Annotated in this window: 29 protein-coding genes; 17 read left to right on the top strand and 12 right to left on the bottom strand. The window is 53.8% G+C overall.

Translation table 11 applies throughout. From position 1 onward, the window contains the following. The first annotated feature begins 75 nt into the window (after positions 1-75). The 4 genes from AC2FFP_RS18405 to AC2FFP_RS18420 all read left to right on the top strand — a co-directional run bounded on the left by AC2FFP_RS18405 (position 76) and on the right by AC2FFP_RS18420 (position 2,910). Positions 76-579, top strand: a complete 504-nt coding sequence (locus AC2FFP_RS18405) for an aggregation factor core (protein ID WP_496769889.1) — start codon at positions 76-78, stop codon at positions 577-579. 13 nt (positions 580-592) lie between these two features. After that, a complete protein-coding gene (locus AC2FFP_RS18410; protein WP_496769891.1) occupies positions 593-1,045 on the top strand; it encodes a TspO/MBR family protein in 453 nt (150 codons plus the stop codon). An 11-nt stretch (positions 1,046-1,056) separates the two neighbouring features. Then, the gene (locus AC2FFP_RS18415) at positions 1,057-1,611 is read left to right on the top strand and encodes a CIA30 family protein (RefSeq protein WP_496769893.1); all 555 of its coding nucleotides are present in this window, start codon (positions 1,057-1,059) and stop codon (positions 1,609-1,611) included. Between the two features lie 126 nt (positions 1,612-1,737). Further along, the gene (locus AC2FFP_RS18420) at positions 1,738-2,910 is read left to right on the top strand and encodes an adenylate/guanylate cyclase domain-containing protein (RefSeq protein WP_496769895.1); all 1,173 of its coding nucleotides are present in this window, start codon (positions 1,738-1,740) and stop codon (positions 2,908-2,910) included. 216 nt (positions 2,911-3,126) lie between these two features. On the opposite strand, the gene AC2FFP_RS18425 is transcribed toward AC2FFP_RS18420, so the two are convergent. From AC2FFP_RS18425 to AC2FFP_RS18445, 5 genes are all read right to left on the bottom strand, one after another. Then, entirely contained in the window at positions 3,127-3,576 is a 450-nt protein-coding gene (locus tag AC2FFP_RS18425; RefSeq protein ID WP_496769897.1) for a MarR family winged helix-turn-helix transcriptional regulator, read from the bottom strand. Next, a complete protein-coding gene (locus AC2FFP_RS18430) occupies positions 3,566-4,666 on the bottom strand; it encodes an Acg family FMN-binding oxidoreductase (protein ID WP_496845051.1) in 1,101 nt (366 codons plus the stop codon). The genes AC2FFP_RS18425 and AC2FFP_RS18430 overlap by 11 nt, the downstream gene beginning before the upstream one ends. 215 nt (positions 4,667-4,881) lie before the next feature. Continuing rightward, a complete protein-coding gene (locus tag AC2FFP_RS18435; protein WP_496845050.1) occupies positions 4,882-5,559 on the bottom strand; it encodes a GntR family transcriptional regulator in 678 nt (225 codons plus the stop codon). Beyond that, positions 5,556-6,587 carry a Gfo/Idh/MocA family protein gene (locus AC2FFP_RS18440; RefSeq protein WP_496845049.1) on the bottom strand — a complete coding sequence of 344 codons (1,032 nt, stop codon included), beginning with the start codon at positions 6,585-6,587 and terminating at the stop codon, positions 5,556-5,558. Before AC2FFP_RS18440 ends, AC2FFP_RS18435 begins: the two co-directional genes overlap by 4 nt. Continuing rightward, positions 6,584-7,672, bottom strand: coding sequence for an isocitrate/isopropylmalate dehydrogenase family protein (locus tag AC2FFP_RS18445; protein WP_496845048.1), 1,089 nt, complete (start codon positions 7,670-7,672; stop codon positions 6,584-6,586). The genes AC2FFP_RS18440 and AC2FFP_RS18445 overlap by 4 nt, the downstream gene beginning before the upstream one ends. Positions 7,673-7,807: 135 nt before the next feature. On the opposite strand from AC2FFP_RS18445, the gene AC2FFP_RS18450 reads away from it, so the two are divergent. The 7 genes from AC2FFP_RS18450 to otnC are packed head-to-tail and all read left to right on the top strand — an operon-like array spanning position 7,808 to position 14,131. Beyond that, entirely contained in the window at positions 7,808-8,815 is a 1,008-nt protein-coding gene (locus AC2FFP_RS18450; RefSeq protein WP_496705752.1) for a Bug family tripartite tricarboxylate transporter substrate binding protein, read from the top strand. A gap of 57 nt (positions 8,816-8,872) precedes the next feature. Then, entirely contained in the window at positions 8,873-9,622 is a 750-nt protein-coding gene (locus tag AC2FFP_RS18455) for a hypothetical protein (protein ID WP_496845047.1), read from the top strand. Positions 9,623-9,626: 4 nt separating this feature from the next. Further along, entirely contained in the window at positions 9,627-11,138 is a 1,512-nt protein-coding gene (locus tag AC2FFP_RS18460) for a tripartite tricarboxylate transporter permease (protein ID WP_282121321.1), read from the top strand. Continuing rightward, complete coding sequence (locus AC2FFP_RS18465) at positions 11,138-11,425, top strand: putative quinol monooxygenase (protein ID WP_496769909.1); 288 nt, start codon at positions 11,138-11,140, stop codon at positions 11,423-11,425. The genes AC2FFP_RS18460 and AC2FFP_RS18465 overlap by 1 nt, the downstream gene beginning before the upstream one ends. After that, positions 11,422-12,219: an N-acyl homoserine lactonase family protein gene (locus AC2FFP_RS18470; RefSeq protein ID WP_496780708.1), complete on the top strand. Its 798-nt coding sequence runs from the start codon at positions 11,422-11,424 to the stop codon at positions 12,217-12,219. Before AC2FFP_RS18465 ends, AC2FFP_RS18470 begins: the two co-directional genes overlap by 4 nt. Further along, on the top strand, positions 12,216-13,493 hold the full coding sequence (otnK, locus tag AC2FFP_RS18475) for a 3-oxo-tetronate kinase (protein WP_496845046.1): 1,278 nt from the start codon (positions 12,216-12,218) through the stop codon (positions 13,491-13,493). The genes AC2FFP_RS18470 and otnK overlap by 4 nt, the downstream gene beginning before the upstream one ends. Then, entirely contained in the window at positions 13,490-14,131 is a 642-nt protein-coding gene (gene otnC / locus AC2FFP_RS18480) for a 3-oxo-tetronate 4-phosphate decarboxylase (protein WP_496727414.1), read from the top strand. Before otnK ends, otnC begins: the two co-directional genes overlap by 4 nt. 581 nt (positions 14,132-14,712) lie before the next feature. Here otnC and AC2FFP_RS18485 read toward each other — a convergent pair. From AC2FFP_RS18485 to AC2FFP_RS18500, 4 genes are all read right to left on the bottom strand, one after another. Next, positions 14,713-14,868, bottom strand: coding sequence for a hypothetical protein (locus AC2FFP_RS18485; RefSeq protein WP_496769916.1), 156 nt, complete (start codon positions 14,866-14,868; stop codon positions 14,713-14,715). 529 nt (positions 14,869-15,397) lie between these two features. Next, complete coding sequence (locus AC2FFP_RS18490) at positions 15,398-16,570, bottom strand: saccharopine dehydrogenase family protein (protein WP_496769918.1); 1,173 nt, start codon at positions 16,568-16,570, stop codon at positions 15,398-15,400. Continuing rightward, complete coding sequence (locus AC2FFP_RS18495; RefSeq protein ID WP_496769920.1) at positions 16,567-17,268, bottom strand: DUF4166 domain-containing protein; 702 nt, start codon at positions 17,266-17,268, stop codon at positions 16,567-16,569. Before AC2FFP_RS18495 ends, AC2FFP_RS18490 begins: the two co-directional genes overlap by 4 nt. Positions 17,269-17,308: 40 nt before the next feature. After that, positions 17,309-17,872, bottom strand: coding sequence for a GbsR/MarR family transcriptional regulator (locus AC2FFP_RS18500; protein ID WP_496769922.1), 564 nt, complete (start codon positions 17,870-17,872; stop codon positions 17,309-17,311). A gap of 519 nt (positions 17,873-18,391) precedes the next feature. On the opposite strand from AC2FFP_RS18500, the gene AC2FFP_RS18505 reads away from it, so the two are divergent. The 5 genes from AC2FFP_RS18505 to AC2FFP_RS18525 all read left to right on the top strand — a co-directional run bounded on the left by AC2FFP_RS18505 (position 18,392) and on the right by AC2FFP_RS18525 (position 22,255). Continuing rightward, on the top strand, positions 18,392-18,772 hold the full coding sequence (locus tag AC2FFP_RS18505; protein WP_496769961.1) for a hypothetical protein: 381 nt from the start codon (positions 18,392-18,394) through the stop codon (positions 18,770-18,772). Between the two features lie 79 nt (positions 18,773-18,851). After that, the gene (locus AC2FFP_RS18510; protein WP_496845045.1) at positions 18,852-19,283 is read left to right on the top strand and encodes a TetR-like C-terminal domain-containing protein; all 432 of its coding nucleotides are present in this window, start codon (positions 18,852-18,854) and stop codon (positions 19,281-19,283) included. Between the two features lie 115 nt (positions 19,284-19,398). After that, positions 19,399-20,388, top strand: coding sequence for a TRAP transporter substrate-binding protein (locus tag AC2FFP_RS18515; RefSeq protein WP_472722299.1), 990 nt, complete (start codon positions 19,399-19,401; stop codon positions 20,386-20,388). 73 nt (positions 20,389-20,461) lie between these two features. After that, the gene (locus AC2FFP_RS18520) at positions 20,462-20,980 is read left to right on the top strand and encodes a TRAP transporter small permease (protein WP_496881333.1); all 519 of its coding nucleotides are present in this window, start codon (positions 20,462-20,464) and stop codon (positions 20,978-20,980) included. A gap of 3 nt (positions 20,981-20,983) precedes the next feature. Continuing rightward, complete coding sequence (locus AC2FFP_RS18525) at positions 20,984-22,255, top strand: TRAP transporter large permease (RefSeq protein ID WP_496881334.1); 1,272 nt, start codon at positions 20,984-20,986, stop codon at positions 22,253-22,255. A 127-nt stretch (positions 22,256-22,382) separates the two neighbouring features. Here AC2FFP_RS18525 and AC2FFP_RS18530 read toward each other — a convergent pair whose 3' ends face one another. The 3 genes from AC2FFP_RS18530 to AC2FFP_RS18540 all read right to left on the bottom strand — a co-directional run bounded on the left by AC2FFP_RS18530 (position 22,383) and on the right by AC2FFP_RS18540 (position 24,863). Beyond that, on the bottom strand, positions 22,383-22,748 hold the full coding sequence (locus AC2FFP_RS18530; RefSeq protein WP_282152752.1) for a cupin domain-containing protein: 366 nt from the start codon (positions 22,746-22,748) through the stop codon (positions 22,383-22,385). A 73-nt stretch (positions 22,749-22,821) separates the two neighbouring features. After that, positions 22,822-24,354, bottom strand: a complete 1,533-nt coding sequence (locus AC2FFP_RS18535) for a phospholipase D family protein (protein WP_496881335.1) — start codon at positions 24,352-24,354, stop codon at positions 22,822-22,824. A 293-nt stretch (positions 24,355-24,647) separates the two neighbouring features. Further along, on the bottom strand, positions 24,648-24,863 hold the full coding sequence (locus AC2FFP_RS18540) for a hypothetical protein (RefSeq protein ID WP_496737020.1): 216 nt from the start codon (positions 24,861-24,863) through the stop codon (positions 24,648-24,650). A 241-nt stretch (positions 24,864-25,104) separates the two neighbouring features. Between AC2FFP_RS18540 and AC2FFP_RS18545 the strand changes: the two genes are divergently transcribed. Beyond that, positions 25,105-26,034: an autotransporter domain-containing protein gene (locus AC2FFP_RS18545; protein WP_496769936.1), complete on the top strand. Its 930-nt coding sequence runs from the start codon at positions 25,105-25,107 to the stop codon at positions 26,032-26,034. The last annotated feature ends 13 nt before the right edge of the window (positions 26,035-26,047 follow it).

The raw sequence follows: 26,047 nt of genomic DNA on the forward strand, positions 1-26,047 counted from the left end.
GTCAAACGACGTAAGTCTGATCCAAGAAACCCGCCGAAGCGTATCTATCAAGAACCTTTTAGAAAGGAGATAATTATGCTTTCGAAGAGTATTCTTACCGCGACACTTGGATTGTTTGCAGCTACTTCGCTTCAAGCTGGCGTACAAATTCGTTTCATAGAAGGCGCACCCAAGGACCGTTTTGTTTTGACAAATGTCGGAGCGTGCGAAGTAGATGCCTCGACCCTCAAAATCGACTTGTCGCAATCTGCCGGACGTCTGATTTTCGACGTTACCGAAAAAGGCGCAGGTGTAGAGGTATTCCAACCTCTCGAATTCGTTGAGGGTGCAGATGCACTGCGTCAACTTCCTTCGGTTATGGACGGGCAAAATACAATTGAACTTGAGATCGCCTCCCTCGCAGCCGGAGACACTCTAGCCTTTACCATCGATGTAGATGACACCATCGGGCAACGCGAAATCACCGTAACAGGGTCGGAGATCGAAGGTGCTACGGTGTCTTATTCCGACGCGGATGAGACCTGGACTGCGACCTTCTCTTCGGACGCGCTTGTCCATGTGACGACCAAGGACTGTTGAAAGCTATCCTACAATGTCGAATTGGTTGATCCGCATAACATTTCTTGCGCTTGTGTTGGGAGGTGGCATCCTGATCGGTACACTGACTGCACCTGGCGATTGGTATGCGCAGCTTTCTAAACCTGCTTTCAATCCACCAAATTGGATATTTGGCCCGGTCTGGACGGTGCTTTATGTGTTGATCGCCATGGCGGGTTGGCGCCAGTTCGAAGCAGGCCGAAGCTCCACCAAAATGAAGTTGTGGTGGGCGCAGATGGGTCTGAACTTCTTGTGGTCCCCAACCTTTTTCGTATTGCAAATGCCGTGGGTGGCCCTTGTGGTCATTGTCGCGTTGCTGGCTGTCATCGTCGTGTTCATCGCTGAAGTCAGGCACATTGATCGAGTCTCTGCACTGGCCTTCCTGCCGTATTTAGCATGGGTCGCATTTGCCACGGCGCTTAACCTTTCCATTGCGATATTGAACTGAGGAAGAACAATATGCGTGGCAACTTCGTTGGGCTTGTTTCAGGTCTATTTATCATCGGATCTACTATGGCACAGGCTGATGGAAATCTTGCTGAGGACTTCTCCGAGGCTCCAAAGACGCGTTGGGACTACGTTGCCGACACTGTTATGGGAGGGGTCTCTTCAGGGCAGGTGCAGTTTCGTTCGGAAGGTGAAGTTGCATTCGCGCGGCTGACCGGAACCGTGAGTACAGAAAACAACGGTGGCTTCATCCAGTTTCGACGCAAGTTGCCTGATCGACCAGATGCGAGTGTTTCGGGCGTCAGGCTCTTGGTCCGGGGCAACGGCGAACAATACTTCGTTCACCTCAGGACACGTGGCACGGTGCTTCCATGGCAATACTATCAGGCCCAGTTCGCAACTTCTGAAGAATGGACCGAAGTCTCTTTACCTCTGTCTGACTTCAAGGCTTCAGGTGCTATGTTACGCGCTATTCCCGTTGCTGACGAAATCACTTCAGTTGGAGTTGTAGCCTTCGGGCGCGATCACGAAGTACTCGTAGATATCAGTAGGATTGGTTTCTATTGAAGTTCGCCCAAGCGAGGGGCTGCAATCTTCTGTTGCACCAATCAGATTGGGCGGCTCAATAAATACAAGCGACTATGCAATTTCAATAGTCTTTGCTCATCTTTTTCAAGCGACTAACTTGGTTCCATGGAACAAGTCGCTCGACTAACCGAATGGATGATTACAGAAGGTCGTCGCTCCGGCGATCCCGTAAAGGTGGTGTCACAGTTCTGTTCCTCCTTGATCGAGGCCGGAGTTCCGCTGTGGCGAACAAACATTGGCCAGCGCTTTGCCAACCCATTGCTTATTGCTTGGGGGGTAGTTTGGACGCCTGAAGGCACCGACAGCTACGACGTCACCCATGAGACGATGTTGACAGATGGTTATGTCGGGAGCTCATTCGAGTATATTCTTGCGAACAGAAAGCCACTTCACAAAAGTCTCCGGCAACTGGACTTAGAAACAGAGCATTCATCCTATCTGGAATTTGCAGAGCAGGGCGGCACTGACTACTATGCTACTTTGCTCTATTACGGTGATGGATCGTTGCATGGTTGCACCTTTGTTACGCAGTCGCCGGGCGGATTCTCTCTGGAGCATCTAAGACTGATTGAAGCGGCATTACCGGGCCTTTCTTCCGCTCTTGAGCCCGTAACGATGCGCAAATCGTCTAAAGGTTTACTTCGAACTTATTTAGGAGATGGACCTTCCGAGGCAGTCTGGAGCGGCAATATAAAGCGCGGTGAGCGAACAACTCTGGATGCCGTGGTTATGTTTTCTGATCTGCGAGGCTTTACGGCACTTTCCGAGACCTCTCCGGAAGAAGAAATCTTTGACACGCTTACTGACTATTTTGATCTGGTGGTCAAAGCCGTAGAAGACAACGGTGGAGACGTTCTCAAGTTCATGGGCGACGGCATCCTATCAGTCTTTACTATTGAAACTCAAAATGACCACGCCGACCGATGCCGCATGGCAGCGTTCGCAGCCCAGAGCATATTGAGTGGTTTGACCTCTCTCAATTCACGACGAGACGGCATTCAAAAACCGCCTTTGGACATTGGTGTTGGAATTAACGTTGGGCAGGTCAGTTACGGTAATATCGGCAGCCCCGGCAGGCTTGACTTTACAGTTCTGGGCGGCGCGGTAAACGTCGCAAGCCGAATTGAAGGCTTAACAAAATCAATCGGTCGGAGAGTTTTGGCGACGTCAGCTGTTGCAAGTGCTTCACCAAACATGTTCGTCAGCTGTGGAGATCACGAAATACGTGGCCTTGCTCAGCCAATTGAGCTGTTCTTTCTCTCTGAACGTGCGCCTTAATATGGTTTGTGCTTCTGGTGGTTGTGGCATTGCCAAACGGGAATTGCATACACCATGCGTTGAAGCACATCGTTCATTATCAATTTCCACGTTCTAAGATTGTGACATTTGACTACACGCGCACCTTGCCGGAAGGATCACTGCTGCTTCCCACGGGCGGAGACTTTAAGATGTTTTGAGAATTTTACTGCTTGCTTGAGCTGACGCAGGTTGCGCCTAGTCCCGCTCACGGTCCAATGTTTCGCGAATGAGGGTCAGATTAGGTAAAGAACTGTGAAACGGTTCAGGCCCCAGTTCGAACAAAACTGGACCAAGAGCTTCTGACATCTGCTCCATACAAGCTTTCAATAACTCTACGCCTTCCGGTGTAGACCGAGCAATTTTCGAACGCTTATCATTGGGGTTGGATTCAAGGGTAATCAGGGCATGATTTTCAAGACTGGAGAGCATGTGCGTCATCGAAGTTTTGGGCACTTGAAACGCTTTCGAAAGTTGCAGTGGTGTCTCTCCCTCGGGGCGCCGGACCAGGTGGCCCAATATGCCAAATTGGGTTGCGGTCATTCTGCCAGGTAAGAACGCTTCAAGCTTGGTCGAGATCAACTGATTGATGATCCCGACCTCGGTGAAGAACCGGTAGACTTCGTTGGGCTCATCCTCAGGCTTCATTCAGAATTCGTGTCTCCAGCGGCCAGCGGGGTGTGGCAATTGGTTCAGGCCCATACCCCAAACGCAGCAACATTTGCACCGTGTGGCCCGGCGACGCAAGAAGCTCATGCGCCAGAGCGTATTCATCGGCCATCTCAGGATACTCCTGAAGGGCCTGACTGACCGGATGAACGCCCAGGCCCATTTCGGTTGTCTTCAGATAAAAACGCATCAATTGACGTCCGGCATCGAGTTGATCGCTTCGCGTATTTGTGGCTGTCGTAAGGATTGCGTATTGCGGCGTCGCGTCTAGCATGGCGAAGTAGCCTCGCATGTGTGACTGAGTGCCTGGGTGGTCAACGTTCATAAGGGTCTCATTATCCAACAAGCCGGTAAGTCGCAGCGTTTCCAGCATGGGATCACGTAATTCAATCCCGTCCGGGTTGGCGTTGATTTCTGCTTTCCCGATCCGCATGAGGTCGACGGACTCTTTCAAGGTCTGCGGTGTACGCATTTCGATTTCAAAAGCGCGTTTCGTTAGGTCTCGAACACGGGCCACTAGATCCTCATCGGAAATCAGAGTGGCATAGTTTTCAAGGACCGAGGTTTCCGCCTCGGACAGCCGCTGTTCAGTGTATGGTTCTTTGTTGGAATGCCGTTTGAGGATTTGATCTGATAGTGGATCGGATGTCCCGCCCGGCACGAACACTGCTTCTGCGATGGGTCCGTCATCCCCATCTGGCAGTAACTTGACCTTGGTATCGAACCCGAGAGCACCTGCTGCTAGAATCATCGTCTCAACAAATGCGCCGAGGCCAATATAGAGCTGGCGGTTGTAAGGATCGGTTTCAGGAAGCTCGCGATCAGGATCACGGTGGATGCGCACCTTGTCTTGTCCAACCAACTCGACCAGCCAAGGTTGCAAGTTGTGTGGATTGGGGGCGAGAATTGCGTAGGACAAAGCGGCTTTGCGTGGGTCGTCATACGGTTTTGGCGTCCACGGAGCCAGCGCGGCATGCGGCGTGCGTGTAGCGAGGAACGCAACCGCACCGCTTGCCGCCAGTATTGTGCCTCCGCCTAGAATCTTGAGAAAACGTCTTCGGTTTGGCATCTTGACTCTCCAATAGTACGATATCGAACTAATTTAATACGAATCCGTACTATATCAACCCCAATCGATGCAGTGATTGGTTGAGTGACTTGAAAAAAGTAAATCAAAACAGCCGAAGGCAACGGCGGACTGCCGTTGTAGACAAGTATTCGTAGCGCCTTTTATGCCGAAAATAGGCAGTTATTTTAGTTGATTAACGACCGGACACGAGAAGATCAGAGGCTGGTGAGCCGATGCTTTTCGAGTATCCCGCAAAGCATAGCCTGTGCTTGCAGCCTGTGTTCTCGATGACGTTCACGGGCGACATCCGGTCGACTTTCACTAATCGCTTGGAAAACAACCCGGTGATCTTCATTGGATTTGACAGGCAGGGGCCTGATGAACAATGTCGTTGCGCGCGCGCGACGTACCTGGTCGCTCATCATGGCGACAATCGCTTCGACACGTTTGTTGCCGCCCAACCGAACGAGCTCCTGGTGAAACAACTCGTCGGCCTCGGCCCAGGCTTCTAGGTCTTCGGCTTCGATGGCTTGGTCCATCTTTGCAATTGAGCCAGCAAGTACCGCCAGTTCATCTTCTGAATAACCCGCTTCGGCTGCGCGCTGTGCTGCGAGACTCTCAAGTTCCGTTAGTATGTCGTAAATTTCACGCATATCGTCTGATGAAACAGGCAGTATCCGCACGCCCTTTCGTGGCCGCATTTCTAGCAACCCCTTACTTTCCAACATCAGTGCAGCTTCCCGTATCGGGGTGCGGGACATGCCAAGGGTCTCGGCGAGTTCCGATTCCAGATGGTCAGTTCCGGCTGCAAGTTCGCCGGACAGGATCATCTTTCGCAAATCCCTAACAGCGCGTTGCGTATTGGAAAGAGTTTTTGCGTCCTGATCTTTCACGGCGTCTCCAGGTTGATCTTTCGTCCCTCCGCAGCCGAGAGATAGATGTTCTCTTCGATGCGGATCACGTCCAAATAGTCTCGAGCCGTGTTTTCCAACGGCGTGCCTCTTAGAAGGCCTGAAACGACGTGACTTTGCAAGGCGTGGACGCAGTCTCCTCCAAACCCATCATGATCGCTTGGAGGTAGAATCTGCTGTCGCTCCTGTTTTCCAAAAGCGCGGAGGTCAACTGAACCGTCGCCGTTAAGAACCAGTGATCCTTCCGTTCCTTCGATGAGGGCTTCTCCCATGGTCTGACGCAGATTTTCGGCACTGTGGTCAAGGCACCTGTTGCCATCGAACAGAGCTTTCAAACCGTTGGGGTGGTCAAACAGGATGTAACCTGCGTCCTCGCCCGCGATAACGGGGTTAACTTGGCGCAAGTCCGCATAAACTGCGCTGGGCGCATCGAATAGAAACCGGAACGTGTCTACCCAGTGAACCGCTGTTTCATGAACCAGGAAACGCGGCATGTCCTGAAAGTACGGCTGCCGGTCTAGGTAGGCTCGTGGTCCCTGTCCGTCGCCGGGTCGAAGCCGGAAAGTCGCTTGTAGAGGTGTTCCAATTCGACCCTCGGTCATCGCCACCTTGATCGCACGATACCAGGGCTGAAAGCGAAAATTTTCATGCACGACAATGGTTGCGCCTACTGTTTCAGCCTCGGAGACGATTTTCTTAGCTTCATCCAATGACATGCAGAAAGGTTTTTGGCAGATCAGCCACTTGATACCAAACCGCAGTGCCGTTCGGATGGCGTCGGCCTGTGCCACAGGTGGAAGGATGATGTCCACGAGATCTGGTTTTTCCGCCCCCAGCATTTTTGACAGATCATCGTAAGCGGCCAGTCCCGTTTCCTTCGCCTTGTTGATATCACGGTTGCAGGATGCAAACGGAACCGCTCCGGGCATTCGGGACCAGCTTTCGTAGTGGAACCTGCTGAAATACCCCGCACCCACACACGCGACCCTGATGGCTTGTTGAGTATTCATGCCCGCATTGCTTCCAATACCGATGCCGCGGCACCCTGCGTCCCGGCCGTTCCACCTAGGTCACGGGTCAGGTTCTGTCCGTTCGCCGTCACCTTTTCCACGGCTTCACGCAATCGTTCGCCGTCGCTGGACAGGTCTGGATGATCATGGGTGAACCCCAACCATTCAAGCATCATTGCTGCGGACAGGATCATCGCAAACGGGTTGGCAATACCCTGTCCCGCAATGTCCGGAGCGGAACCATGGCAGGGTTGGAATACAGCGTGGTTCAACCCGATATCCGCTGATGGCGCCAGTCCTAGACCACCCATGAGACCCGCACCAAGGTCAGAGAGGATGTCTCCGAACATGTTCTCAGTGACCAAAACGTCAAATTCCCAAGGCTTTTGAACCATCCACAGAGCGGTAGCATCAACATAAGCATGGTCTGCCTGTAATTCGGGATGGTGGGCGGCTTCTGCATCAAACATCGATCTGAAGAACGCAAAGGCGCGGAATACATTGGCTTTGTCGACACATGTAACTCGACCCCGACCGCGCCCGGTTCTTTTGCGGTTCTGGGCGAGCTCAAACGCGAACCGGAACAGTTTTTCGGACACCTCACGCGTGATCAGCAGAGTTTCACGTGCTTCGTCATCGGTAACTTCGCCAGCGCCTTGGGTGAAGAACAGCCCTTCCGTGCTTTCGCGTATCAAGACAAAGTCGATCTCTTTTCCGGGGGGCAGCGCCAAGGGGGTCATTTGTCCGCTGCTTACTTTTACAGGACGCACACCAGCGAAAAGTCCCAGTTTCTTTCGCAAATCAATCTGCGGTGAAATCTCGGTTCCGTCAGGGTAGCGAACATCCGGCAAACCCATTGCAGACAGCAGAATTGCGTCAGCATTGCGTGCAGTTTCGAGTGATCCAGCCGGAAACGATTCTCCTGTTTTGGCGTAGTGGCCTGCGCCTGCCGGCGCGTCTGTAAACGCCAGCTCGTAGCTGGGACTGTTGCCCGAGAGCTGGCGCAGGATTTCAAGCGTAGGGGCCATAATTTCCGGGCCGATCCCGTCCCCGTGGAACACCGCAACATCGTACATTTTTTTCATCTTGGCCCGCTTCCTTCCCGTTTCGCATTCATAGCGCGATAGCAGCTTCCACTACAGTACGTTGACAATGCATTCTTTAATGTATACGCAAATAAATGCAATAATAAACGCAAAGATGTTTGGGAGGACTTGGAAATGAAACTAAAGCTAGGGCGGTTGGCGGCCGCAGCCGTGATGGCGACCGGGATTACAGGGGCAGCTGCTGCGCAGGATTATCCCTATCGTGATATCACCACAGCTGTAGTCTGGGGGGCCGGAGGAGGTACGGATACGATCAACCGGATGATCATGGCCGAGATGGAAAAACACCTTCCGGTCTCGATCAATGTGATCAATCAAACAGGTGGTGTCGCAGGCTCCAATGGTATGGTTTACGTCATGAACCAACCAGACGATGGCTATACATTGGTTGGTTTGTCAGAGTCGAACGTCACCGCTGCTGTGCAGGGTGGTTGGGATAAGAAATTTGATTTTTGGTATCCGTTCATTGTTGGCGGATCACCTGATCTGATCTCGGTCCCGGCGGACAGCCCTTACAATACGCTGGAAGAACTGGTCGACGCTGCGAAAGCCGCTCCTGGCACTATTCCCGCGGCGGCTTCCGGCGCAGGTTCAATCCACCACTTGAACCTTCTGGCCATCGAAAAAGGGTCAGGGACTGAGTTCAAGTTTGTTCCATACAAAGGCTCAGCGCCAGGTCAGGAAGCAGCGATAGCGGGTGAAGTTGCGTTGGTTGTGACGTCACTGGCTGAACAGGCTCCGTTGATTGAAGGCGGTCAACTTAAACCGCTCGCGATGTTGACGCCCGAAGATGCGCAGATTGCAGGGGCAACAGTGCCTTCTGCCTTTGGCATCTATGACGGTCTCGATCAGTATTTGCCGCTCAAACAGGCCATCGGGTTTGCAGTTCACAGTTCAGCCGGGGACGATGTAAAGGCCGCGCTTGGTGATGCCTTCGAGCAAGCTATTGCTTCCGACACCGTCGCCGAATGGGCCTCTGCAAACAACTATGATGTCGGTGGTCAACACGGTGAAGAAGCTCAAGAACTGTTTGCGAACCTCGAGGCTACTTTTGCCTACACCTTGCAGGACCTTGGCGCTGCCACAGTGGATCCGGCCTCGCTGGGTATCGAGCAGCCCTAATCCGATCAATTTTGAAGGGGCGCGCTTGATCGCGCCCTTTCCCTCAGGAGGCAGGCAATGGACAAACCTGACGAAACACTGGTCATGCGGTCGCGCGACTTTTGGGCAGCAATTGTTCTTATAACAGTGTCCGTCTTTTTTCTTTGGAAGACATCGGACATTCCACTTTGGGGCGAAAACCGCGCAGGTGTAAGTGGATCGGATTGGTACAACTCGGCTGCAATTGTACCGCTGTTCATCTTCGGTGGATTGCTTAGCTTGTCCTTCGTTTTGCTGGCTATTTCAATCCGCTCAGGTGGGGCCCAAAACGCGCTCAGTGCTTTGGGCATCGGATGGGATAAGTCGGAAGCCTATCGAGCTTCTACAATAGGCCTGATCCTTCTTGCATATGTCGTCGGACTGGTTCCCAGAGTGGACTTCATTCTGTGTTCTGGGTTGCTGATTACAGCTCTGACTTACGGCTACTACGGGGGTCATGCGCGGCGTGCTTTGGTGGCCTGTAGCGCGGTTGTCTCTGCCGGGCTATTTGCGTTTGCTGTATTTCCCGCGCAGGCGGACTGGAACGCACACAGTGATGATTGGTTTACACTGGCCTTATGGGTCTCGCTCACACTTGTGGTGTTGAGCAAGGCGGTTTCCGAACGCGTTTTGCGATTCGTTCCGTTGGTGGCAGTACTTGCCCCGTTCATTCTGGTTTGCGCGATGGCCTTTGTTTTCCGACAGAACGTGCCCGCGCGCGGCGGGCTGATCTTCGAGCAAATCGAATACCACTACTACGTGACGCTTCGTCCGCTATGGAAAGATTGACCGGATGGACTTTATCCTTTCGCAACTGGCTGGATTTGGGACCGCATTCGTGGGCCTGGCAGTAGACCCGCTGACCTATCTGTATTTGATCGCATCCGTGTTCCTGGGCATCACATTCGGCGCATTGCCCGGCCTGACCGCAACGCTGGCAGTGACGATCCTGACGGGTTTCTTCGGCAACAAGATCCCATTGGACTATTCGCTTATCGCTTTGCTCGGGGCCTATGTCGGCGCGATTTACGGTGGCTCTTATCCGTCAATCCTGCTGAACATTCCGGGCACGGCGGCCAGCGCGGCGACAGCCATGGATGGATACCCTCTGGCCAAAGCGGGTCGAGGGGGCGAAGCACTAGGGCTGACCACAACGGCCAGTTTCATTGGCACAGTTATCGGGACCATCACGCTTTTGATTTTCGTGTGGGCGCTGCTTTTGGTTTCAAAGAACATCGCAAGCCCGGAGAAAGCGTTGCTGGCCCTTTTCGGCATTCTGCTTTCTGGCACTTTGATGAGCGAAGACCTGGTGATTAAGGGATGGATCGCTGGTTTGATCGGGCTCGCGATGTCCATGGTGGGACTCGACCCTTTGTTGTCTGAGCCGCGCTATACCTTCGGCTGGTCTTACTTGATGAGCGGGTTTCAGGTCGTGCCAGTTTTGATGGGGGCCTTCGCCATTCCCCAAATCATCGACGGTTTAAGGCACGTTGAGGCCGGGAAAGCTCTGGCCCTGAAAGGTCGCATCCTTCCGAACCTACGCTCCATCCGACGTTACTTGCCGACCATTGGCCGTTCAGGAGTGATCGGGACCGGGGTAGGAGCGCTTCCCGGCGTGGGCGAAGATGTCGCCGGTTGGGTCAGTTACGGTGTCGGCAAGACCGTATCTGCCGAGGGCGACAAGTTTGGAAAAGGCTCTTTGGAAGGTCTGCTGTGCTCTGAAACGGCAAACAACGCCTGCATTGGGGGCGCGCTAATCCCGCTTTTGGTTTTGGGCATTCCCGGCTCACCACCCGCCGCGGCTTTGATGGGGGCTTTCAAGATTAACAACGTGATCCCAGGTCCGACGATAGACCCCGAGATCATTCTGCGCGTGGTTGCAATTTTAGTGCTGGCCTCCCTGACAATGTTCTTGATGGGCCTGTTCACTGCTCGGGTCTTTATCAAAATACTCGCCATCCCGCAGACCATCTTCTTGCCCGTCGTTATGGTTCTGACAACAATTGGGTCTTTCAGCGTTGGTGGTGGTATCAATGATCTTTACCTGATGCTTGGCGTCGGCGCCGTTGCCTATTTCATGAACCTGATGAAATACCCAATCGCGCCGTTGGTGATCGGGGTTATTCTAGGCAGCCTGTTTGACGAAACCTTCCGCCGGTCGCTGTTCTTGTCGGACGGGGATCTTTCGGTCTTCTTTTCGCGGCCCGGTGCGGCCATTCTGCTGGTGCTCAACATTGGTCTGATCCTCAGCCAACTGCCTGTCGCGAAGCGCGCTTTCTCACGTCTGAAAGGACTTTCCGTCTGATGTTTGTGGTTACTGTCACCTTCACTCTCAAGCCCGGTACGAGAGACACCTTTTTGCCGCTGATGGTCGAAAACGCTTCGACCTCTTTGTGTGAAGAGCCCGGATGCCAGCAGTTTGACGTTTGCCTCGGCGACGATCCCGAGACAGTTTTTCTCTATGAGGTTTATGATGACAGCGCGGCCTTCTCTGTACACCTAGAAAGTGCGCATTTTCGGTCCTTCGATACGGCTGTGGCTGATATGATCGCCACCAAGGTGGTTCACCAGTATTCCGAGGTCATCCGATGAACGATTGGGAAATCCATGCCGTGAAATACGCGGATCGCAACGCCCGGACGCGAGCTGATAGTTTCATCATCGATGATAATCACGACGCGTCTCACGCGATGGACTATTTCGTTTGGGTATTGAAGCGCGGCAACGAAGTCATTCTGGTCGATACCGGCTACGACTCCGATGAGGCCGCCGCCCGTGGTCGTCCCATTGCGATGGACCCACGCGAGGCTCTGCGCCCCTTGGACATCACGCCGGAAGCGGTGACAGACATCATCGTGACCCATCTTCATTATGACCACGCGGGGGGGCTGCATATGTTCCCGAGCGCGAAGTTGCATATGCAATCGGCGGAGATGGCCTTCGCCACAGGCCCCTGCATGTGCCACGACGATCTGCGCGCACCTTTCACGGCGGGCCATATTTGCGAGGTCGTAAAGCGTCTCTATTCAGGGAAGGTCGTGTTCTACGATGGAGAAGCCGAGATTATAGATGGGATCACGGTGCACTGCATTGGTGGGCATTCGCGAGGGTTGCAATGCGTTCGCGTAAGGACGGAAGCCGGGTGGATGGTGCTCGCCTCTGATGCCTCGCATTACTATGAGAATTTCATGGCGCGCAAAGCCTTTCCCATTGTCGTCGACCTGCAGGACATGATGGATGGATTTAAGACGCTCGAGAGGTTGGCCTCGCATCCTCGACTTATCGTGCCCGGCCATGATCCACTTGTGCGTGAGGTTTTTCCCGTCGGAGCGGCACCACATATCCATAGGCTGGATTTCGGGCCAACCAGGGACATCGAACTATGAAAATTGGTGTCATAGCGGATGATTTTACTGGTGCGAGTGATATTGCGAACACCTTGGCGAAGGGCATGGAGCCAGAAGGTGGGATACGAACCGCGCAGTTTCCGGGTGTTCCTAATATCCCGGTCGACGAAGAGATCGAAGCGGGTGTGATCTCACTCAAAAGCCGCACTGCACCGGTTGAAGAAGCCATTGCAGACAGTCTGAGTGCTTTGCGGTGGCTCGCGGATCAAGGATGCCAGCAGTTCATCTTCAAGTATTGTTCGACCTTCGATTCCACGACGGAAGGAAATATCGGCCCAGTTGCGAAAGCGCTTGCCGACGAACTGGGCGCGGAAAAAGTGATTTTCTGTCCGGCCTTTCCGACAACGGGGCGTACTATCTATTACAGTCATCTCTTTGTGCTTGGTAAGCTGTTGCACGAGTCTGGGATGGAAAATCACCCTCTTACTCCGATGACGGATGCCAATATCAGGCGATGGTTGCAGTATCAGACTGAAGAAGCGGTTGGGTTGGTGCCAATTGACACTGTGAAGCTAGGTTCAAAGGCGATTGCTGATGCTTTGCAGAAAGCCGACGAACGATTTGTGATTGGCGATGCGATTTCGGATGAAGATTTGTTGGCCTGGGGCAAGGCTCTAAAGGATGCCAAGCTCATTACAGGGGGATCCGGGATAGCGCTGGGGCTACCCAGAAATTTCCTGAGAGAGACTTCATCCAAAAGTGCTGGCAGTGCGTTCACTGGTGTCGCAGGGCCTGCCGCGATCCTTGCGGGTTCTTGTTCAGGTGCGACCCGCGGGCAGATCGATGTTCATGCGAAATCCCATCCAACCTTCGCCATTGATGTTCCGGGTGTCATGGCCGGGGATGTGACCACGCAAACGCTTCTGGATTTCTTTGAAACGCATCCGGGTCAGGCGCCACTCGCGTATTCATCGGGAAGCCCGGATGATGTGGGCGCGATCCAAAACAAATTTGGTCAGGAAGCTGTGGCGAAAAAACTGGATAGTCTCTTTGCAGATACAGCACGAAAACTTGCCGAAACGGGGTACAAGCGCCTTGTGGTGGCAGGAGGAGAGACGTCGGGAGCTGTCGCCAAGGCTGTCTCTGAGGCACTGGGGTCACCGGCCATGTCAATTGGGCCAGAAATTGACCCTGGCGTGCCAGTCCTGAGCGTTGGAAAAACTGAACCCATTGCGATGGCACTAAAGTCTGGGAACTTTGGCGCTCCAGACTTTTTCGCGAAAGCGCTGAGAATGATGGAGGCAGGCCGATGAGTTCGGATGAATGGGCTATGCGGCAGCAGATGTCGGAGTTGTGTGCATCTCTGTTTGCGCGTGGATTTTCTGTCGGTACTGCGGGCAATGTCTCTGCCCGTCTGAACGAAGGCATCCTTATGACACCCACCAATTCGACATTGGGGAATATCGACCCCGAGCGCATTGCCAAAATTGATTTGGATGGCAACCACGTCTCCGGAGACAAGCCGACCAAGGAAGTCTTTCTGCATCACGCCTTCTATGAAACGAGATCGGAAGCGGCTGCCGTAGTTCATCTGCACTCGACCTGGGCGACCGCACTGTCGTGCCTGGAAGACACTGATCCAGATGACTGTATTCCACCGCTGACGCCGTATATGGTCATGCGTGTTGGTACGGTCAAACTGGTTCCATACGTCAAGCCGGGTGACCCGAAATCCGGTGAATTGATCCGCGAACTGGGCGGCAAATATAGTGCTGTTCTATTAGCCAATCACGGTCCCGTCGTATCAGGAAAGGATCTCTTCTCAGCTGTCTGTGCAGCTGAAGAGCTGGAAGAAACGGCTAAGCTGCTAGTGGCTTTGCGCGGCCTGCCAACCCGCCTATTGGATGCTGGACAAGTAGCAGAACTCAATGAGACTTTCAGAAGGATGTAATCAGACACCGAAAGGGGGAGTGTGCCTACTTTTGGGCAAATCGTGCTAAATTATTCGCGAATACCGCGCAGAGTTTTGGGCAAGCACATTTGAATTTAATGCACGAAATCAATAGCAGGAGCGCATCGTTATGAGCGCGCCTACAATCTTGTAGGATTGCGTATGACACTTCGCACACCCCATAGGTTTGCTTAGTTTGCCTATAGTTTTTCGCTGCGCGATTACCTGCCGTACCGATAAACTTAATCAGTTTATGACGTAGTCGTTACGGTTATGGACTCTTGCGGCGCTCGACTCGCTAGGGGCACTCACTGAGGAACATTGGGTTCCATGCGGCCATTTTGCTGGGGTTCTCGTGAACGTCTGCGATGCGCAGAAATCGGAATTTGCAAAGTTTGGCGGGCATGCGTCGAGATACTTCAGCCTGTCCGTTTTGGCGATCACGATCAGCCCGCCATTCGGGAATAACAGCTTTCCGTGATTCTTACCGTGTACGGAATGCGCGCGCGCTTTTACATTCTGGGAAATGATCTTGTTCAAGTCTTTGTCTCTGGAATAGTGCATGTCGCATCCCGACAAGCTCACTTCTTGGAATTGGTCCGGTTGGCGTTTTTTGCGGCGGCGCTTTGCGCGCGTGCGGTGAAACTGCCTTTTGCCAATTGGCCGCCAGTCTTGGTTGAGGTTGCGGATTGAATGCGCGCGGCTGCTTTGGCGGTCATGGCTTTAGTTTTCGGCATCCTGTTTTCCTTTCGAGTTTGAGGATGCCTTGGTTGTCTCAGTTTTAGGCCGGCCATTCACCAGATAAGCTGGGGACACCATTTTGAGATTTTGCAAAGGTAGCGCTATGCACATCGATACAGCTTGAGCCCTGTTCAGTTCCGAAACTTACCAATTGCTTCCAAACGAACCAATGCCCCTTGGTCCAGGCAGCGGAATAACAGCTCCTTTTTGATGCCGTGCCAGATCTACAGTGCTGCGTATTTTGTTGAATCTGTCCTGATAAGCGATGTCGGGTTCGGAAATCTGCGGTCAAACGTTTCATGCCGCTAGAAGTGACCGGCGAATGCGCATTTCCCTTGCCCAAGATTTGCAGATTTTGATGACGTACATCTTAGCAGATGTCCTTGCCGCGACTGTTATCACGACTGAAATATAAGGTGCGCACCAGCCTATCAGTCAAAGCGTCGCATTTGAATTAAATGAACTCTATCGCGTATAATAAAAAGCCCTTTTTCCGCACTGCTTTCGAGTCGAGTTCCAGTGCTCTCAAGGTGTTGCAGGATTTAGGCGCCGCCTGTTCAAATTTCCTGAGCGCTTGCCCTTTTGCACGTCGCCTCTTGGGTCAGTTGTGCCATGATCCATCAGTTCGACGATCTCAGTACGAATTTCCAGATCTGCCATAGCGCCTTCAACCAGGGGCCTTGTCAGCTCTGCCAGGCAGGGTCGCGCACCTGCAATCACGTTGTCATGTTCTCGCAGGATCGCGCGGCACATGACACCGGGAACAAAAGGACCGTGCCCCTTTTCCGCGATCAGCTTCCAATTTCGGGTCAGGCTCTGCCCGGCGCGCTTGCCGGAAACACTTACCTGCATACCGCCTCGGTCACTTCCGAAGGGATAAAGCGCTTTTGAAAGAACGTAGAGCGCAGAATAGGCAATGGCCGGTAATTCAAAGTGCCCGTACTGCCTGAGTTTAGCCAGCAGATGTAATGCCCAGTTCATCAACGGAAGTTCCAGACCCGCACGAAACATGACGCTTTTCGCGCCTGTCATTTCCGGGAGCAATGCGATGTCGGGAACGTCGACGCTGTATCCGGCGCGCCTCATACCCGATTCCAACTCATACAACTTGCGATCTGTCCATCCGCTAGTTGTTTGCCAGGCACCATTGCGCCACACCTGATGCCGCCGTCCGACACCGCTGACAATACTCTTGATAACGGACATGCCTCGCGGTGCCCGGTTACCTGGCAGGATAGCGATGTCGATAACATCAACTTCATCCAGATCTTCGATCAAATCTTCGACGATACAGGAAGACAGACCGGGTACGCTGGATGCACCGGAAAGGGCAAAAACACCTGCGGCCGTTGCTTCGGTGTTCAAAGCACCAATACCCTTCGTGAACGTGGCGCTGTCCGACAGATCAAGATAGTGGCAGCCATGAGCGATACAGAGTTTCGGGACTTTATACGGATCATCACCATAGTGTTGGAACGGTCCTGCCGCATCAATCACAACGTCTGGCTTAACGTCGAAAACAGCCTCTGGTGCTTTGCCAATGTCCAACTTCTGGGTTTGCGCCCCGAGGTCCTGAGCCAGAGAGCGACCTTTTTCAGGGTGTCGCCCGGCCAGCCAAAGCTGATGCCCATCACGTGCCAGCAATCGGGCCGTCAGGGATCCGAAAACACCGTATCCGCCGATAACCACGACCTTCATGACGGGACACTCCCGATAATCTCAGCATCATGAAAGGTTGCGTCCTGCCAGATCAGCTGACCAAAAAGCGGATGCACCAGTTCCAGAGTGAACCGGAACTGCCCACCCCCAAGTTCTTCATGGCCCACCACAAGCCCTCCAGGACAGACCCACCGTGGCAGAGGCAGTCGTTTTTGCCCTAGTTTCAGGAAGTAACGGTCGCTAACGAAATAGAGACCATTCGCTGTGCTTTCGAGCTTTAGCGAGATGCCAATCCCAAAGCCGATATATTCTTCCAATCCGGTTGGCCCGGCAAAGCGTTTTGAGCTGCCGACCATTTGTGGAAAACCGGCCGCCCGACCATATTGCCGGATCCAAAACTGCCCGCCCGTTGCCGCATCTTCGGTGACGGTGACCACAGCGGATCGACCGACAGAGGTGCGATCAAACGGCAGCGGTGCCCCGATCACGCGCAGAGCAAAGGCCAGGGCCCGCCCGACGGGGTTCATCCGCATTTGGGTCACGCGGCCCTGATAGGCAAGGCTGGCATCCCCCCGCAGACGCTTGCTGAACCGGCGTTGAATTGCCTTGGGCAGGCGCGACCATGCCGAAGCCCCCAGCAAGTTCTTGAAGCGATCATCCAGACTGCTGATCGCATCGGATTGCGGTTGAGCCGGCTTCGCACCTGGTGGCGCTATCCTTTTGTTAATTTCGATCATTCTGTTTTTTCCGTCAAAAGAGAAATTAAAGGTCAAATTTTTAGGTGCTTTTTTTGCCTCCGGTGAAGCTGAGCAGGGAAACGACTTTGGTTCCCATTTTCATCAACATCACCAGTTTCGGACGGGGCACCGTAAGCATGTCCCTGAACCACGTATCGGCGGTTGCCAGAAACTCTTGCATGTCCTGCATGCGCCGCAACGCGGTTGGGTCAAGATTGCTTTCGGTTTCAGCCTGAGCCACGCAGGCGCGCAGGGCTTGTGCTGCCGGATCAATCTCGCGTTCCTTGCGCCCTTGGGCGATGCGGATCCCCATTTCCCAGACATCCACTTCGGCCTCATAATGCTCGCGCCGGTCACCTGGCACCGGAATGCGGCGAATGAGGCGCCAACTCACCAATTCTTTGAGCGAGTTGGACACGTTGGATCGCGCAATACCCAACGACTCGGCGATCTGCTCGGCATTAAGGGGTTTGGAGCTAAGATAAAGTAGCGCGTGAATCTGCGCCACAGAGCGATTGACGCCCCATTGATTGCCCATATCACCCCAATAAAGAATGAACTGGCTTGCAGCGTCTGATTTCGTTATGTCATAAATTTCTGTCATAACAGAAATATCAGACAAGATGGAGCAAAAATCAAGACCATTGTTGATTCATGAATGCAAATCACGTGCTGACGCGACGGCCAAATGTCCAAACACGATCAAACAGCTGATTTAAAGGGATTTCTCCCCACAGCATTCATGCAGTCGCTCAACATTAAAACCCGCGCCGGTGAACGACAGGTACAGGTACGGCGGCCATCAACAAGAAATGACATGGCAAGCAACCGGTATGGGCGTCGAAGAGCTGTATCAAGTGATCTTGAATGATTGGGCCAGGCTAACAAAAGAACAATAGGTGGATGTGTCAGTACGATCGCTTGATCAGATCGGTCAGCTAGAAGCACCAGCTGGTGACCCGCCAACAGCGCAAGATTTCACGCGTTTCTAAACAGCCTACCGAAAGTAGTCTTGGGTGCGGGCATATCGCTAGATCTGACTTTTTTGTCCTTCTGGTGCGCAAGCAAGGCTTGGCGATCAATAACAAGCACTCCTGAAAAGACCATCGATCCGAAACTCGGGATGCTGGAACTGGTTGGGCAGCTCGGCAGTGTTTTGCAGACCTGTGAAGTGATGGGATACAGCCGGGACAGTTTCGACCGGTTCAAGGAGCGCCCTATGCTCTACTTGTACTTTGTCAGGGTGGCGAGGTTTGAACGCGAGCCGACAAAAAAGGATGACATTCGGGCGTGCGACTTAGGCAAAAACATCCCTGCCGACCTCCTTTGCTATCCTGCGGTACAAGCAGCGGATATGTCGACGAACTGTTGGTGGCAGAAAGAGAAGCTGGTTGGACGCTGGCGGAATTCAGGACTTGCGCCAAAAAGAAAAAACCAGGTTGATGACGAAGCGATGCGACTGCAGGCAAGGTTGATCTCAGAAATGGGCTTTACCGAAACATAGTTCGGATCCGGAGTTGAGCAGACATTAACGGGAACGGAATTTGATAAGTGCCATAATTAACGCGGCTTCGCAGCGTTACATGGATATTCGTCTGAACTCGCGCACACTGGCGCGTTTGCACGTCTCACTACAAAACGCCCCCGCATCACAAGAGACGCCCAAGGCAAAGCTGCTTGCACTTGCGTTGGCTTACCTGGATTTCGGTAACGAGAACCCAAACCTATGGGCCGCTTTATTCGATCACCGGATGCAGCCGGGCGTACCGGTCCCGCAATGGCACCTTGAGGAACACGCGGTGCTCATCGCCGAGATCATCGCTCCGTTATCGCAATTGAACCCTCAGTTGGACGACGACACCTTGGCTTCGCGTGCACGAACTGTGTTTTCTGCTGTGCACGGCATAGTAAAGCTATCGCTGGAAGGTCGGTTCGTCGCGTTGGACCCGGAAGCGGTACAGGCTGAATTGTCCGAGTTCATGTCCCAATATCTGCAGGGGTATCAGTCAGGGTAAATGTCTTCGTATTCTCGAAAGTGATTGCATATGGAATTGACATCAATGCCACCGCATTGCGACGCTGCCAAACAAGTTAAGAATGCGGAAAATCCAAAAACACGTCGGAGGAATCATGCGTAACATGTTTAAGGCGGCGTTGGCTGCAACACTCATCGTGTCGGCTCCCATCATGGTGCAGGCCGAAACCATCATCCGAGTCACGTTACAGTTGCCTGAGACGCATTCGTTGGGGCAGAACTGGATCGCGTTCAAGGATATCGTTGAAGAGAAGTCCGGCGGTGAGCTAACGGTTCAACTGTTCCCGTCAGCGCAGCTTTACAAAGATAAGGAAGTTCCAGAAGCAGTGGGCACGGGCGCTGTCGAGGCCGGTTCGGCGTTTCTTGGCCGGTTTACCGGGGCGGTCCCGGCAGTAGACGTTGTGAACCTGCCCTTCTTTTTCCGTGACGAAGACCATCTACGGGCGGCCGTTGCCACTGGATCACCAATGCGCAACATACTGGATGCCGCTGTACTTGAGGAAACGGGGGCCAAGGTTCTGTGGTGGCAGGCGTTTGGGCGTAACGTCTATTTGTCGAACGGGTCTGCCATCCGAACACCCGCCGACCTCAAGGACCAAAAAGTCCGGACCTACGGCAAGGTGATCGGTTGGACCGTCGAGGCGCTTGGTGGCGCACCCACGCTGATGTCGGGGTCCAAACAGTTTCTGGCCTATCAGCAGGGTGCTGTCGATGTGGGCATGACAGGTGCTTCTGCCGTGAAGTCGCGAAAACTGCACGAAGTGATGGATCACATGACATTGTCATATGACAGCGCCATCGAATTTGTCGCCGTCATGAACAACGACTTTTTCGAAAGCCTTTCGCCTGAGCATCAGCAGATCATTCTGGACGCCGCCGCTGAGGTCGAACAGCAATTGCGTGACGCGATCTACGCAGAAGAAGATGCAACGATCGACGAAATGCGCGGCCTGATGACCGTGGTCGACCTGACCGATGAAGAGCGTCAGCAATGGATTGAGGCGACCTCGAGCGTTTCTCAGCGTTTCGTCGATGACGCAGGCGATACAGCCGCCGAAGTGATTTCAGCCGTGTCCGGAATGTAATCCCTTCTTCATATTGTCAAAGCAAGCGGACACCTTTGGTTCGGTTGCTTCTTCTCTTGGCGAGGTGCACCGAATGCTGCAAGCCCTGACCAGAACCGTCGATTGGCTGTCTGAACTCTTTGGTATTGTCGCCGGATGGATGTTCTTCGCCATAGGCATATTTGTGGCTTACGAGGTCTTCATGCGTTACGCGCTGACCAGCCCGACGGTCTGGGTGGATGAGGTCGCAAGGATCTTTCAGGTTTGGGCTACCTTTGGCGCGACGGCATATGTTCTAAAGCACCGCCAGCACATCGTCATTGATTTGGCGTTCCGGGATGCGAACACACTGGGGCGGCGGATTGTCGAGACGTTTTCGTTGCTTGTTATCGTGTTCTTCGGATGCGTCGCCGCACGGTATGGCTGGGACATCTGGCTGAAATCAACGCTCGCCGGGCACACGACGGATAGCTACCTTGCTGTACCCAAGGCCTATACTCAATCCGCGATCTGGGTTGGGTTTGGTTTGCTGTCGCTTCAGGCTTTGGTGGAAATCTACCGAGTGTGGACGGGTCAGGCGAACCTGCAAAGCCATGAACTTGGGGGTCACTGACCCTTGGAAACCATTCTGATCATCGGGGCCCTGCTGGGTTTACTGCTTTTGCGCGTGCCCGTCGCCTTTGCCATGGGCGCACTTGGCGTTGTGCTGTTATGGCTGAAAGGGCTCCCTCTGATTGCCGTGCCGCAGCGCCTGTTCGGGACGATGGACAGTTTTGAACTTTTGGCCGTGCCTTTGTTCCTGCTCATGTCAAACGTGCTGTTGAAAGGCGGCGTCGGACGGGATCTCTTTGCCAGCGTTCAGGCTTGGGTCGGGCATTGGCCCGGGGGATTGGGTGTCGCTACGATCAAAAGCTGCACGCTTTTTTCGGCGATTTCGGGATCCTCGGTGGCGACGGCGGCCACAATTGGCACCGTCGCCATCCCCGAGATGGAAAAGCGCGGCTATGATCGCCCGTTCATCTTGGGACAACTCGCCGCCGGAGGAACCCTGGGCATTCTGATCCCCCCATCGATCCCGCTGATCATCTATGGCGTCATTACCGAGACTTCGATCCCAACGCTTTTCCTTGCCGGAATTGGACCTGGCTTGTTCCTTGCAACGCTCTTTATCATCTACGCCATGCTTTATGCGCGCGGCAAAGAGAGCTTAAAAGTCGAGCGCATGCCAATGAAACAACGGCTGCTGGTGACATTAAGTGCGCTTCCGACTGCCGTCTTGGCCATAGCAATCATTGGATCGATCTATGCAGGAATAGCCACGCCATCAGAAAGCGCGGGCATCGGGTTCGTGATCGCGATGATCATGACATTCGCGATGCGAAGAATGACCTTCGCAAAACTGCGAGAAGCCGTGCACGATTCACTGATAACCACTGTGATGATTTTTATCATCGTCGCTGGGGCTAAGGTTTTTTCCTATGCCATTACTCTGTATCTGATTCCGCAATCGATCAGCAGCTTTCTCACTGAAAACATCTCAAACCCGACGATATTTATCTTCGCGGTCGGGCTCGTATTGTTGATTATCGGCTTTTTCCTCGAAGCGTTGTCCATGATGCTAATTATGGTTCCGGTGCTCTTCCCTGCGCTTGAAGTCATGGGAATTGATCCGATCTGGTTCGGCATCTTTTTCGTCGTCCTGATCGAGACAGCGCTAATCACTCCGCCGGTCGGATTGAACCTGTTTGTCCTTCAAGCTGTCGGAAAGGCGCGCCTTGAAGAGGTTATTCAAGGGGCCATCCCATTTGCATTCATAATGCTGGCAACGGCCGTGTTGTTGTGGTTCTGGCAGGATTTAGCGCTTTGGATTCCTTACAAGCTGTTCTGACGGCAAAAGCGGCGCACTCTATGGGTTCATCCAAGCAGCCATACCCGGAAACCGCCAGGTCGAAACGGTGCCGTCCGACGGTGAATACTCCGCCTGGGGTTTCGTATACGGCCTCGGATCGCCGAAGTTACTCGAGCTGAATTATGACGGCTTCAAAATCCTGATCGCTTGTGACCCTGGTGTGGTGACCCTTTCCCACCTTGTCTTCCATGTGCCACACGTCGCCGGGGCCGATTTCACGATAGTTTCCATCGCTTGCAGTGACGCGGATTGTGCCTGCAAGGCATATCAGCCTTTGCGCCACCGGGGTCGGATGGATAGGCTCGTTCCAACCGGATCGAAGCCGCAGGAACATTGTCTGTTTGACGCGCTCTGGCTCGGATACCTCGATGGCCTGCGCGGGCGGGGCGAAACTCCGTTCCTCGAGGTTGACGTCAATGTCATCCCAATGGCTTTCGCCAGCAGCATCGGCATAAAGCTTGCAATACTTCACGGTGAACGTCCTTTCAGCTTTTCGCAGCGGTAAACCTAAGAATGATCGGTCGCGTTAGTCGTTACTTGCGGGCCTAAAGCTGTGACCCGATCGGTAAAATACTCAGAAAACCAGAGACGATGTGATCCCAGACCGACCCCGTGGGCTCGGAATCGTATTCCAGTATTTCCCCGTCCGCTCCTCGTGTTCTCCATTTAAGCTGGCCTGCGCGTTCCAACGTCACCTGGTAGGTGTAGGCGGGCAGGGCCGCGTCCAATGCACCCATCGTTTGAACGGCCATCGCGGGAGAGTCGATCAGAATGCCCATTTCGGTATTGATGTTCACAGACCGCGGGTCCCAATTGAATGAGCCAACAAAGAGGTACCGGTCGTCGATGGCAAAAGCCTTGGAATGCAGGCCGGATCGGGATTGTGCCCAGTTGATACCGCGACGCTGAACCTGATAGGCGTCTGGCCGCAATTCATAAAGCTCAACCCCACCGCGCAGCAACGCTCTGCGTTTCTTGGCGTAATGCGCATAGACCGGCACGACGTCGTTCGACCCTAAGGAATTGGTCACGACCTTGACGTCCACACCGCGATTTTCCAACTCGGTCATCCATCGGACGCCATTGTTGCGCGGCACGAAATAGGCCGAGATGATATTTACCTCGCTGCTGGCAATTTCAAAATACGGCAGCAATTGCGATGCAAGAATGGGGTCGGACGTTTCAACGCCCGCAGCTTTTGAAGGCGGGTCAGCATACAAACGCGCGGGGACCCAATTCAGCCGCAGCGCGCCGTCGGCAAAATTCTCTTGCGCGGATTTCCTGAGCGCAGCGCCGTACTGGGTCTGTTTTGCTTCCTCCACCAACTCATTCAGCCTTGTGCGCGCATCGTTCAGGTCAAACGATTCCGGTTGTCCAACAACCACGCGTGCGGGAACGGCAAATTCACTGTTCCAATAGGCGTCAAAGCTCTGGGAAACTTCAGTCACGACGGGGCCTGCCGCCAGCACGTCCAGATCGGCATAGTTCATTTCTTCCCGGGCCAGGAAATACTCGGCCCCGATGTTGCGCCCCCCGACGATCGTGAAGGTGTTGTCTGCGGTCATGGATTTATTGTGCATCCGGCGATTGATGCGTTTGAAGTCTGTCAGGCCCGCAATCAGCAGGCTTTGATCCCGCCAAAAGGGATTGAAAAGCCGGATCTCGATATTCTCGTGATAGTCCAGCGCTGCGGTCATAGCGTCGTAGCTGGACGTGTCCATGTCATCTAAAAGCAGCCGGACACGAACGCCCCTGTCTGCCGCCTGCAAAAGGCTGGCTGCAAACAGGTGGCCCGTGGGGTCATTGTGCAAAAGGTAGTACTGCGCGTCGATGGTATGCTCGGCCGCAGCGGCCAGCAAAAGCCTTGAAACCAGCGCTTGTTCCCCATCACTGATCAGTTTTACCCCGGACCGCCCATCCTTGGGATCGCCAAGCCGGTTGGCTGCGCGCACCAGGGCGCTGTTTGCGGGGGTCGCAAAGGACGACGAAACAGACTTTTCATAGCTGCGCGTTTTGGGGGCGCATGCAGCAAGAGCCAGCGTACTGCACAGACAAACCACGACGGCCCATGGCTTCATCGACATTCTCCCCCCATTCTATCTCAGGTGACTACGCTTGTAGGGGTGATTGCAAGTTTGTTTCCGTATTCACCGGGTCGTTTCTCAAGCCTGTGTTGTTTGGGCGAAACCCCAAAAGGGCCCGCGCAGGGGTGTTCGCTGACCGCGTCGTTTTAAATTGAAGACGGAGTCTCGGATACTGAGGTTGAAGGGGTGTCGCCGGGTTTTGCAGGTCCGATCGGCCCCCAATTCTGATCATAAAGCACCTAACTGGTTCAAGGCACCTGCGCCGTCCCACAAATGGGTGACGATTTTCAGGTTCGGGGTTTGCGGCTCAGCAACCCGTATTTCATGGCCCAGGATCGGAATGAACGACGTTTGCGTCTTTCCGATTTCACTGCACGCTTGGACTGTGCGCCGCCCTGTCGGTTGAATTCGAACACATCAATCACCTTCTCGGCACAGCCGCAGGCTTCGCCCATGCCAACCTTGGCAAAGTAGAATTTCTCGAAACTATCCCGGTTTTTCATGGCGAGCCTCCTGACGTGATTGAACCCGTTTTGGGGGAAAACTCCAAATCACATTCCGGATGGTTGTTGAAAACGCCACGATGACCGGGTGTTTCCAAAATGCAAGCCATCAGATTTCGTGACCGCGAATTTGTTGTTTTCGTTTTTCGTAAACTAAGACTGGGTTACGGTTCGCTTAACGTCTAGCGCGTCTACAAGGATGCGCTTGCCGGCCGACAACATACGACAGGCGAACCTGCGATTGAAAAGACTTGTTGCGTACACACTGCCATTGTTCTGTGGTTTCGCCGCGTCGACCAACGCGCAAAACCTGGATCCAGACGCCTCGGAAACCGCCGCCCGGGCCGCTCTTGCGGTGCTGAGTATTGCCGCCACACCGAACGAAACACTGTCGTCCCTATCCTTTCTGAGCGCAGCCGGTGACGCGCGAAATCTGCGGTCCACACAGTTGCGCGGCGGGTTCAAACCATTGGACAACGGCCTGTATCTGGAAGGTCAGTTCGCCTATCAGAACTATAATCCGGTGGTGATATTCCCCGAAATCGGGTCTGATACCGAACTGGATGTGAAATGGTCAAGCATCGCCGCGACCCTTGGTGTCGGATGGGAATTTCCGCTCACAAATGATTGGCACATCCGGCCAGCCGCGCATCTGTCCCTTGGCCATGTCACAACGGACGCCGTGTTTTCCGACTTCCCGTTGTTTCCGACCCGCTCGAACGGAGTGGGCGAGGTGGATGGCAATCTGAACGCCTTTGGCTTCGGCGCGTCCCTGAGTCTTTTTCGCGAGGCACAGTTCGGCCGTTGGCACGCAGAATACAAACTGCGCCAAACATTTCTGGAGTTTCACCCGATAGACGAACCCGAGGTTGGGAATGCGCGCGCAAACTCGAATCAGACCACGTTGTTTTCGCGCTATCGCTATCCGCTGGACAAGGTCAAACTACTGGGCAGTCCGTCAAAGCTGGTTTTGGACGGGGGTGTTGTCCTCTATCACGGCGACAGCGCGATGGTGTTGGATACGGATTGGCTCGCGACGGTAGGTGTCGGAATTGAGGTCGATACCACAAAGATCGGGTTGCCCGCCGTCGAGGGCGCGCGCGTCATGCTGAACGGCGTTATCGCGGATTCGTTTTCGGGGTTTTCGGTCGGGTTCGGGGTTCGGTTCTGAACCTGCCACCAAA

Source organism: Ruegeria sp. YTSC004, from assembly GCF_059609805.1.